This is a genomic window from Megamonas sp., from assembly GCF_986095205.1.
On sequence record NZ_CFQVBI010000017.1, the window covers coordinates 1 to 9,180 of the forward strand.

The window sequence follows — 9,180 nt, forward strand, 5'->3', positions numbered from 1 at the left end:
ATATAGTAAGACCTGCTATTTTAGTAGGCAAGTATCGTTTGTATCCAAGAATCCCCTGCATTTAGGCATGGGGAGTATGTCAAAAATAAAAAATATGCGATATTTATATAAATCAATAGCCGAAAGGATGTGTATCTCATGAAAACTACTTTAAAGAAAAAACTTACAGCTGCTATTTTAGCTGGCTGTAGTACATTTATATTAAGTGGTGTAGCACTAGCTAATCCTCCGCAACCACCACCTCCTCCACCTACAGAATTAGCACAAAGACCAACACCACCACCTCCTCCACCTAGACCATTTGTACACAACGAAGAAGTACAAAATTATTGCACACAATTTGAAAGTGATTATTCTTGGATGTATCTATCCACACGTGAAGATGCTGCAAGAGATTTTGTATCTGTAGATAAAGCTTTAGAACGCAATACTATTTCCACTAATCAAGCTACTAAATTGAAAAAAGAAATCATCAGTTTTTATAAAGACAGACAAAAATATGAAGATAAAGCTCGTAAATTAGACCGCAGAGATGCTAGAGAATATCGTCAAGAAAATCGTGAACATTTCTCCTTACGTGCTAATATAGCAGATATCTCCGAAAGCACTACTATCCCTGTAGATACTTTAAAACGCATCTTAGCTAAACCTGATCCTAAAAAAATGAAACCAACTAAAGCTCGTGATGATTTATCTGAACGTTTAGCAAAATTCACTAATCAATTAGTAGCTGATGGAAAAATCACTCAGGATGAAGTAAATATCCTTGATGAATATATGCAATCTGGTAGAGATAAATTAGCTAATATGACAAAAGAAGAACGCCGTGAATATTTAGCTGATTATCGTCAATTAACTGATGAACAACGTTTAGCTAAAATTTCTGAAGGAACTGGCATTTCTCCAGAAAGATTACAACAAATTTTCACTGCTTTTAAAGAAGCCGTAAAAGATAAATTACAGACTAAAATTCAAGATTAAAATTAATTTAACTAAAAATGCCTAGAAGCTATAACTTCTAGGCATTTTTTATTTCATAAGTATTATAAATATCTAATATATATATATACACTAGCTACAATAATAGATAAAATCATGAGTGGAAAAGCTATTTTTAAATAACTTACAAAAGATAATTTTTCTCCATGTGCACTTGCCATGCCAGCTACTACAACGTTAGCACTTGCACCGATAAGTGTACCATTACCACCAAGACAAGCACCTAAAGACAATGCCCACCAAAGTGGTTCAAGATTTGTCATACCCATTGCACCCATTTCTTTAATCATTGGAATGAGTGTAGCTACAAATGGGATGTTATCAATAAAGGCTGAAGCAATTGCACTGAGCCATAAAATAAGCATTGTGGAAGCTGTAACATTTCCAGATGTTATTTTTATAGCTTCAGCAGCCATAGCTTTAATAACGCCAGTTTCTACTAAACCGCCAACTAAAATGAATAAGCCCACAAAGAAGAAAATAGCAAGCCATTCCAAACGACTTAAGATATTTGCAATTCTTTTTTCACGTCTACTTACAGTGATCAACATCAATATAGAAGCACCTGCTAAAGCTACAGTTGCTGATTCTAAACCAAGTTGAGCATGGAACATAAAAGTAATGATAGTCAAGAATAACACTGTTAAACATTTTTTCAATAACAATGTATCTTTTAATTCTTCTTTTTCATTCATTGCCATTACTTGTTCTTGTAATGCAGTTGTAGTATGCAATTTTTTATGATATATAGCAATGATTATGGCTATAGTAATAGCAAAAATGACAACACAGATATCACCTAAATTAGTCAAAAATGCCATAAAGTCCATTTCGGGGACAGCACTACCAATCATAATATTTGGTGGATCACCAATAAGTGTAGCTGTACCACCGATATTTGAAGACATAATCTGTGCAATCAAAAATGGCTGTACTGGTATTTTTAGCTGTGCTGTAATACTAAAAGTTACAGGTACTGTCAATAAAACAGTAGTTACATTGTCTAAAAAAGCAGAACAAACAGCTGTGAGTGCAGATAATGCTACTAATAATTTCACTGGGTTGGCTTTTACTTTTTTTGCTGCCCAAATAGCCAAATAATTAAACAATCCTGTTTCACTGGTAATATTGACCATAATCATCATACCAGTAAGCAAACCAATCGTATTAAAATCAATGTGATGGATTGCTTGGTCTTGTGATAATATGCCCATAATAATCATAACCATAGCACCTGTCAAAGCCACTATAGTACGATGTATTTTCTCAGAAATAATCAACATATAGGCAATGACAAATACAGCTATAGCTATATAAGCACTACTATCCATCAATAATCACTTTCTTTCCTAAAAGATATTTATAATTATTTAAAATCTACTTAAATAAATTTTAAATATTATACATACTAATAGCTAAATCACTTAAATATGATTTATAAAATTTTATCTTATTATTTTGTATATAAAATCTAGGTACACGACGAGAAATCATGCAAGTTATTTCATAATTTATAGTTCCCAATTTTTCAGCCAATTCATCAGCTAAAATACATTCATCACCTTGTTTACCAAAGAGAACTACTTCATCGCCTACTTGTACATTTTCAATATCTGTAACATCAACCATGCACTGGTCCATGCAGATATTGCCTACTACTTTTGCACGTTTACCATGTATCAATACTTCTGCTTTTCCAGATAATAATCTAGTATAGCCATCAGCATAACCTACAGGTATAGTGGCAATCACGCGAGTATCTTTGGCTATAAATTTATGACCATAACTTACACCTTCGCCAGCATGTATAGTTTTTACATGTGTTACTTCACATTTAAAGCTCATAGCTGGTTTTAAGCCAGTATCGCTGATATCAACTTCATCTGATGGTGCCATGCCATATAATATCACTCCAGCACGTACCATATCATAATGATATTCTGGTAAATCAATGATAGTAGCACTATTAGCACAATGATGTACATTGACCTTCACTCCAGCTTTTGCCACTTCATCACAAACCCATTTAAAACGTTTATATTGAGTATGTGTAAAAGTTTTATCTGCACAATCGGCTAAACAAAAATGAGTGAACATACCTTCTATTTTTACATTAGGTAACTTGCTTATTTTTACAATTTCTTCTACAGCTTCTTTCGTTGGTTGATAGCCAATGCGTTGCATACCGCTATCTATAGCTATATGAAATACCACTTCACTTTGTTGTTTTACAGCTTCCTCAGAAAAAAGTCTTGCCTGTTCATAATCAAAGATACATACATCAATTCCATAAGCAATAGCTTCACTAGCTCTCACTGGATTTGTATAACCCAAGATAAAAATAGGAGCTATAATACCTTGATGACGAAGTTCTAGCCCTTCATCTAAACGTGCTACAGCCAATCTATCAGCACCATTTTCCAATAAAGTTTTAGCTAAAGTTACAGAACCATGACCATAAGCATCTGCTTTAATTACAGCTGCCACTTCTTTTGATTTTGCCATCTTTCGTATAATTTGCATATTCTGTGCAATTACATCTAAATCAATTTCTGTCCACAATAATCTTATCATTTCGGACTCCACAATCTATTCGCTTCCATTCTTAATCATTCTAGTACATTTCAATTTGCAAATACTATTTTTTAATTTGCTTCATAACGACGAATACGCAAGTTCAAGTTATATTCTTCACAAACCTTTTTACAAGCATTGATTTCATCTTCGCCGATAATATCCACTATAGTTACTACTACATTTGGAATGTAATTTTTGCAATCCACTGCAAAATCAAGCATAGCTTTATAAGATTTTATACCAAAACGACTGCGTGTAACTTCTAAATATTTTTCTGCATTTGATTCATTCAAACTTATAGAAATAGTATTTAACAAGCCTTTAAATAACACAGCTGTTTTTTTACCATATTCTAAATCGCTCAAACCATTTGTATTCATTCTAACTTTAAATTTAGGATATGTTTGATGGATAAAAGTCAATAATTTTACCAAGTCATCTAAACGCATAGTTGGTTCACCAAAACCACAGATGACAATATCTGCTACATTTTCCATAGGTGCATTTAAAAATGCTTGTTTAATCTCTTCTAAAGAAGGTTCGCCATCTTTTAACCATAACTTATGGTCATTCTTTAAATGACGCAAACAAAATGTACAATTACAATTACATCTATTGGTAAAATTTACATACATATTGAATTTTTCTTTAGGAAATAATTTAACTTTTTCACTAAAATCAATATATCCATTATTATGTAATGTATATAATATCATTTAATCACCTTTTCCTTGTTACAATATAACATAAAAATTATAGCCTTTTATCTTCTAAACTTCAATATAAAATCATATTTATAAGTAATAAATAAGCTTTAATTCTACCAACTACAATGTTTAGTAAAATTAAAGCTTATTTTTGTACGCTATTATTTTAAATCAGTTAAATATTCTTCAAAACATAGGCCATAATTCCATGGCACATTTAAAGAATTAGTATATGCCATTGCTTTTCCTACAAAATCAGCTGCTTTTTGTACTGCTTTTGGTAAAGCTTCTCCACGAACTAAACAAGCTGTCAAGATAGCCACAAAAGCATCTCCTGTACCTGAATGTTCCTCTGGTATGCGATTATTTTCTTGCATACATGGATTTTTGCCTTGCTCATAAATATAATTATAAACTTTGTCAGCTGTTTCATTGACAAGACCTGTGATTACAATTTGCTTTACGCCTTTAGTAGCTATAGCTTGTGCCATTTTTAATAATTCAGCTTCAGTTGGCATTTTATCTGGATATTCTATATCTAATAATTGACAAACCTCAGTTAAATTCGGCGTTAAAACATCAGCTACATTTAATAATTGTCGCATTTTTAAACAAAGTTCTTCATTATAAGAAGAATACAATTTCCCGCCATCACCCATTACAGGATCAACGACAAATAAAGTATTTTCTTTTTTAAAGCGTCTTGCAAATTCTAATACAAGTTCAATCTGGTCTTTAGAGCCTAAAAAACCTGTCAAAATACCATCAAATTCTAGATTCAATGCTTGCCAATTATCCATATGAGCCTTCATATGACGAGTATAATCGTCCATATAATGTACAGGAAAACCTGTATGTGCTGCTAAAATCGCAGTTGGAAGTGGACAAGCTTGTATCTTTAATGCTGAAATTAATGGCAATTGTACTGTTACAGAACAGCGACCAAAACCTGTTATATCATTTATTAAAGCAATTTTTTTTTGTCTTTTCACTTACTCTAAAACAGCTCCTGTGCTAGCAGATGTTGTAAGTTTTGCATAACGGGAAAGATATCCTGTTTTTACTTTTGGTTCAGGTTTTACCCAGTTAGCTTTACGTTTAGCCATTTCTTCATCGCTGATTAATACATTTAATTTACGATTTGGAATATCGATATCAATGATATCACCATCTTCAAGATATGCGATTGGACCGCCAGCCATAGCTTCTGGAGATACGTGACCAATACAAGCACCACGAGTAGCACCAGAGAAACGACCATCTGTGATAAGAGCTACTTTTAAGCCCATACCTGCGATAACAGCAGTTGGATTGAGCATTTCACGCATACCAGGGCCACCTTTTGGACCTTCATAGCGAATTACTACTACATCGCCATCTTTGATTTTGCCACCAGTAATAGCTTCAATAGCTTCTTCTTCAGAATTAAAGCATTTTGCTGTACCTTTATAGCAAAGCATATCTTCTGTTACTGCACTAGCTTTTACTACTGCATAATCTGGAGCTAAATTACCTTGTAATATAGCGATACCACCTGTTGGACGATATGGTGCTTCTACTGTTTTGATTACATCAGCACGCTGAATTTCGCTATTTTTTATTCTATCTTCAACAGTTCCTGTTACTGTGAGTGCATCTAAATGAATAAGACCTTTTTTGCTGAGTTCATGCATTACTGCACAAACACCGCCAGCTTCATTTAAATCTTGCATATGATGAGTACCAGCTGGACTTAATTTTGTAATATAAGGTGTTTTAGCACTGATTTCATCAAATAATGGAGCTGGAAGTTTAATACCTGCTTCATGTGCAATTGCTGTAAGATGAAGTACAGTATTAGAAGAACCACCAATACCCATATCTACAGTGATTGCATTTTCAAATGCTTTTTGAGTTAAAATATCACGAGGTTTAATATCTTTTGCAATTAAATCCATGATTACATGACCAGCTTGTTTTGCAAGTGAAATTCTAGCACCAGTATAAGCAGCTGGAATTGTACCATTACCAGGAAGACCCATACCTAATACTTCTGTTAAAGTATTCATTGTATTAGCTGTAAATAATCCAGAGCAAGAACCGCAACCTGGGCAAGCTTTTGCTTCTAAATCATACATTTCATCTTCTGTGATTTTGCCAGCTGTAAATTTACCAGCAGCTTCAAAAGTTGTGCTTACGCTGACATCTTTACCTTGATAGCGACCTGCAAGCATAGGACCACCACTTACTACTACGCAAGGAATATTCAAACGAGCAGCAGCCATGAGCATACCTGGAACGATTTTATCGCAGTTTGGAATGAGTACTAAACCATCAAAAGCATGAGCTGTTGCTACAGCTTCGATAGAATCAGCAATTAATTCACGGCTAGCCAAGGAGAATTTCATACCAGGGTGTCCCATAGCAATACCATCGCAAACACCAATAGCTGGGAATTCAATAGGTGTACCGCCAGCAGCAGCTACGCCGAGTTTTGCTGCATCAGCGATTGTACGTAAATGAATATGACCTGGAATTATTTCATTAAAAGCATTTACAATACCAACTAATGGTTTTTTCAAATCTTCTGGACCATATCCCATAGCATTAAATAAAGCACGATGTGCTGAACGAGTTGCACCTTTTTTTACTAAATCACTTCTCATGAACAAACCACCTTTTCTATCTACATATAATATATAAACAATAAATTTATTATACTAACAGATTAATCATATATACAAATAAATTTCTCTTAATCCATGCGATTAACTGCACTGATTAAAGCTTTTATGGAAGCAGTGATAATATCTGTATCCATACCAGCACCCCAGTATGTTTTGCCATTTTCTGCTGTAATACCTACATATGCCATAGCTCTTGAAGTAGCACCAATTTCCATAGCATGTTCACTATAAATTAAATTATCATATTTGATGCCAAATTCTTTTTGTATAGCATTACTTGCGGCATCAAAGCGACCATTACCTTGTGTTTCTACTACAACTTCATGACCATGTTCCATCAAATGTACATTACCTTTAAATGTGCCATCTGCTTGTTTATTCAAGACAAAATCAATCAATTTATATGGTTCTTCAACATTTACATAATTGTCTTGGAAAATCTGATAAATTTCTTCTGGCATAAGTTCTTTATGTTTATGGTCAGATACACCTTTTACGCAATAACCGAAGTCTTCACGCATTTTCTTAGGCATATTAAGACCATATTTTTGTTCCATAACATAAGCTACGCCACCTTTACCAGATTGGCTATTGATACGAATAACATCTGCATCATATTGACGACCAACATCTTGTGGGTCAATTAAAAGATATGGAACAGTCCAATGTGGTTCATCATTTTCTTCACGCCATTTCATACCTTTAGCGATAGCATCTTGGTGAGAGCCGGAGAATGCTGCAAATACGAGTTTACCAGCATATGGTTGACGTTCATATACATGCATACGAGTTACGCGTTCGTACATTTCAATGATTTCTGGCATATTGGAAAAATCAAGTTTAGGGTCAACACCTAAGGCAAACATATTCATAGCGATAGTGATGATATCGGCATTACCTGTACGTTCACCATTACCAAAGAGAGTACCTTCAATACGGTCAGCACCAGCGAGTAAGCCCATTTCAGAATCTGCAACACCTGTACCACGGTCATTATGTGGGTGAAGTGATAATACTACATTTTCACGATATTTAAGATTTTGAGAAATATATGCTATCTGACTTGCATATACATGAGGCATGGACATCTGCACTGTTGCAGGTAAATTAATGATAGCTTTTCTATCGCTTGTTGGTTGCCATACATCTAAAACAGCATTACATACTTCTAAAGCAAATTCTGGTTCTGTTCCTGTGAAACTTTCTGGAGAATATTCAAAACGATAATTTGCTCCTGCTTGTTCAGTTAAATCTTTAAGTAATTTTGCACCATCAATAGCGATTTGTTTGATTTCTTCTTTAGATTTTCTAAATACTTGTTGACGTTGTGCTACAGAAGTGGAATTATACACATGAACTATAGCATTTTTTACACCTTTTAAAGCTTCAAAAGTTCTTTTGATGATATGTTCACGAGCTTGAGTCAATACCTGTACTGTTACATCATCAGGAATTAAATCTTGTTCTACCAATGTACGCAAAAATTCAAATTCAGTTTCAGAAGCTGCTGGGAAACCTACTTCAATTTCTTTAAATCCGATTTCTACAAGGCGTTTATAAAATTCGATTTTTTCCTCTAAGCTCATAGGAATAATCAAAGATTGATTACCATCGCGAAGGTCTACGCTACACCATGTAGGAGCTTTATCCACATATTCTTTTTGAGTCCAACTCATGTCTACTGTTGGTGGCATAAAATAACCTTTAGTATATTTATTAACATTCATCATTATGTATTCCTCCAATAACAATTTATAAGTACAGCTTTCATCTCTAAAACTAGAGACGAAAGCTGTACTTACGCGTTACCACTCTTATTCATGTAAAAATATCTACATGCACTCATTTTTAAACTCAATATAACGGTCGAGTACCGACTTAACCTAATTATCTATAATCTAAGATGTTCAGCCAGCTATTCCAAGGCGAGTTCAAAAAATCTTCCTTACTGTTTTGCACCAATCAACAGCTCTCTGTAAAAGAAAATAATTTTACTATTCCTTTTCTTCATATTTTTATATTTATAATTGTTTAATATTGCTGTTTAATACCTTATCATATAGCATAATTTTTTGCAAGTGTTTTGTATACAAATTTACATTTTATTTTAAAGAATTGACATCTTTATAGAAATCTTTTACTGCTCTAGTGATGTACTCCCACCACTTTCGCTATCGCTTAGAAGTGGGGGCTTCTTGTTCGATACAACTTTTGTTGTAAGCATAAGCAAG

The 9,180-nt window shown here is 33.8% G+C and carries 7 protein-coding genes and 1 other annotated feature; of the genes, 1 reads left to right on the forward strand and 6 read right to left on the reverse strand.

The features are described from left to right. Nucleotides 1–138 precede the first annotated feature (138 nt). On the forward strand, nt 139–981 hold the full coding sequence (locus AC5LAX_RS02805) for a hypothetical protein (RefSeq protein ID WP_204965690.1): 843 nt from the start codon (nt 139–141) through the stop codon (nt 979–981). 62 nt (nt 982–1,043) lie between these two features. On the opposite strand, the gene AC5LAX_RS02810 is transcribed toward AC5LAX_RS02805, so the two are convergent. The 6 genes from AC5LAX_RS02810 to AC5LAX_RS02835 all read right to left on the reverse strand — a co-directional run bounded on the left by AC5LAX_RS02810 (nt 1,044) and on the right by AC5LAX_RS02835 (nt 8,679). Next, nucleotides 1,044–2,330, reverse strand: a complete 1,287-nt coding sequence (locus AC5LAX_RS02810; RefSeq protein ID WP_117585631.1) for an ArsB/NhaD family transporter — start codon at nt 2,328–2,330, stop codon at nt 1,044–1,046. Nucleotides 2,331–2,391: 61 nt separating this feature from the next. After that, on the reverse strand, nt 2,392–3,573 hold the full coding sequence (gene alr, locus AC5LAX_RS02815) for an alanine racemase (RefSeq protein WP_117585632.1): 1,182 nt from the start codon (nt 3,571–3,573) through the stop codon (nt 2,392–2,394). A 71-nt stretch (nt 3,574–3,644) separates the two neighbouring features. Continuing rightward, on the reverse strand, nt 3,645–4,292 hold the full coding sequence (locus AC5LAX_RS02820) for a TatD family nuclease-associated radical SAM protein (protein ID WP_117585633.1): 648 nt from the start codon (nt 4,290–4,292) through the stop codon (nt 3,645–3,647). Nucleotides 4,293–4,444: 152 nt separating this feature from the next. Next, on the reverse strand, nt 4,445–5,275 hold the full coding sequence (locus AC5LAX_RS02825; RefSeq protein WP_288909139.1) for a pyridoxamine kinase: 831 nt from the start codon (nt 5,273–5,275) through the stop codon (nt 4,445–4,447). Then, nucleotides 5,276–6,928, reverse strand: coding sequence for a dihydroxy-acid dehydratase (gene ilvD, locus AC5LAX_RS02830; protein ID WP_008539522.1), 1,653 nt, complete (start codon nt 6,926–6,928; stop codon nt 5,276–5,278). 89 nt (nt 6,929–7,017) lie between these two features. Further along, complete coding sequence (locus AC5LAX_RS02835) at nt 7,018–8,679, reverse strand: 2-isopropylmalate synthase (RefSeq protein WP_018999655.1); 1,662 nt, start codon at nt 8,677–8,679, stop codon at nt 7,018–7,020. Nucleotides 8,680–8,727: 48 nt separating this feature from the next. Then, nucleotides 8,728–8,966: a binding site (T-box leader), on the reverse strand. Between the last annotated feature and the right edge of the window lie 214 nt (nt 8,967–9,180).